The sequence below is a fragment of the Burkholderia sp. 28_3 genome, assembly GCF_003253915.1.
In the GTDB taxonomy this organism is placed as follows: Bacteria; Pseudomonadota; Gammaproteobacteria; order Burkholderiales; family Burkholderiaceae; genus Burkholderia; species Burkholderia cenocepacia.
On the sequence record NZ_QKZF01000074.1, the window covers coordinates 1 to 2,318 of the forward strand.

2 protein-coding genes are annotated in these 2,318 nt (G+C 56.7%); both read left to right on the plus strand.

Annotated elements, in window-relative coordinates:
• Window positions 1–141: 141 nt before the first annotated feature.
• Complete coding sequence (locus tag DFS13_RS41115) at window positions 142–996, plus strand: ATP-binding protein (RefSeq protein WP_012217391.1); 855 nt, start codon at window positions 142–144, stop codon at window positions 994–996.
• A gap of 165 nt (window positions 997–1,161) precedes the next feature.
• A complete protein-coding gene (locus DFS13_RS39640; RefSeq protein WP_012217390.1) occupies window positions 1,162–1,482 on the plus strand; it encodes a porin in 321 nt (106 codons plus the stop codon).
• Window positions 1,483–2,318 lie beyond the last annotated feature (836 nt).

Here is a 2,318-nt window from a genome sequence, read left to right on the forward strand (position 1 = left end):
TGATCACCGTCGCTATAATCCATTGACCGCGCAACACCACCTTCCAGACTGATCACGTTCGCCGAAACGATTGATCACCATCGCCGAAATCCGCAAGGATGGGCCCTTTTTGGAGGGCCGGTGCTTACAAGGGAGGTGATCATGGAAATACGTGTGTTGGCCCGCCAAGGATTAGGAATCCGGGAGATCTCGCGGGAACTGGGGCTGTCGAGGAACACCGTGCGCAAATATTTACGCAGTTGTGCTGAGCAGGATCGTGCGCCGCGCTCGGGGCGCACGCAGAAGCTTGATCCCTTCAAGGTCTATCTGCATGACCGGGTTCGAGCAGCGCATCCGGCCTGGCTGCCGGCGACAGCGCTACTGATCGAGATTCGTGCGATGGGTTATGACGGCGGCCTGACGCGGCTGCGAGTCTATTTGCGGTCATTGAAGTCGATCAAGGCGCCGGAGCCGCTGGTGCGTTTCGAAACCGACCCCGGACAGCAGATGCAGGTCGACTGGATCGTGTTCCGACGTGGCAAGCTGCCACTGTCGGCATTTGTCGCGACGCTTGGCTATATCGCGACACAGATGGGAATCAGGACACGCTTCATCTCCGCGGCGGATCTCGTCATTGCCCTGGCCGCCGCCTCTCGACAGGATCGACTGGCGGAATTCCTGAAGCGCAACATCAGCCAGCCGCGGCTATTGATCATCGACGAAGTTGGGTATCTTCCACTCGCTCGCGATGACGCCAACCTGTTCTTCCAGGTGATCGCCAAACGCTACGAGAAAGGTTCCGTGATCATGACGAGCAACTTGCCATTCGGACAATGGGACCAGACGTTCGCTGGCGATCAGACGCTCACGGCCGCGCTGCTCGACCGACTGCTGCACCACAGTCATGTTCTACAGATCAAAGGCGAGAGCTACCGATTGAAGGACAAGCGAAAAGCCGGGGTGATCCGGTCTCGCGCATCCGAAAGCGCTGACCAGCAATTGGAAATACACGCGTAAGTGATGAGCAGCAACTTCGCTTGACCCTGGGTCAGGCAAAACCGATGACCAGCAACCTGCGCTGACCCTGGGTCAGACAACATGCTGAGCATCAGCTTGGTGACCCGGATGGGTCAAATCTAATGTGCTGCGCAACGCCCCAAGTGGGTCACTTCTAGGTCGCTGTTGACAACGTCCCCGCGCTTTAACACGGCCGAGCTGAATCTGAAATATCAGCTGACACCTGTATTTCTACTTGGCGTCGCGTATGCGTATACGCGTACAAGCACCTACGGAACACAGACTGGCGCGAGTTATCAGCAGTGGAATCTTGGGGCAGACTATTTCTTGTCGAAGCGTACCGACCTTTATCTCTTCGGGCTGTACGAGAAGGCGGCGGGCATCGACTCGACCGGCGAGCGGGCGGTCGCCGCGATGGCTTTTGCAACCCCGTCGACGAGTAATGTGCAGACAGTCGTAATGGCTGGCATCCGCCATACGTTCTGACATCGCAAAAATTGCGCGACGATTGTTGCGGGTGCAGAGGAGGCATGCAATCGCGCATACAGGCGATATGAAATTGCTGCGGGCCATCGATGTCACGCGGTGCCCACGGAACGTGTGCTATCAACGAGCTTTGGCAGGCCTCACATTCACTTAGATGCAGCCGACGGTACCGCGGCAATATCTGAGCCGTACTGGCTACCGTTTTAGCGGCTACATTCTGTTCTGTGTCTCGGGTGAACTGCAGGCACGTCGACGGAAGTTGGAAGCAAACCACAGTGGCGAACCGCTTCTCCCGATCAAAGTAGCAAGCGTTCGCAATGTGCGGCCGCGTATTCCAGTCAGCGTCACGGTTATCGGTCGATTTCACAGGCTTTTATGCGGTATAGCCCAGAGTACGTCGCGGTTGCATCCGGCGGATGTCGCAGGCGGACATGTAGCAACACTGGCCGGTTGTGTTCCAGCTCCGAGAAGTCATTGTGAATTTCTCGGACGACGTAGCGCTGTTTTCTGTTGATCGCGCTGTCCTCCCAGTTGAGGTCTGTGCGCGCGATGGGCACGTAATGAAACGACAACGGCAGAACATGCGCGGTTTGTTCCAGTATTCGGATGCAAACTGAAGGTTAAAGGCGTTCCATTTTCACTATCTGTGTTGGCATCGGAGTACGCTCATGTGCGATGGCATATGTTTCGGTGGAGTGGAGCGCCTGGACGCGCGAAACGCTTTTCGCGTCCCCACGGTGTGGGAGGTATCCGGAATTCCGTGTGTGAGGCGGGTTGAGATTCAGATTCCAATGTTGAATCGTTCCGGGTAAAGCAGCGCGAACTGGGTCATCGCG

Bases quoted from the DNA above. Each gene is read 5' to 3' on its own strand.
- DFS13_RS41115 (WP_012217391.1), top strand. From the start codon at position 142: ATGGAAATACGTGTGTTGGCCCGCCAAGGATTAGGAATCCGGGAGATC.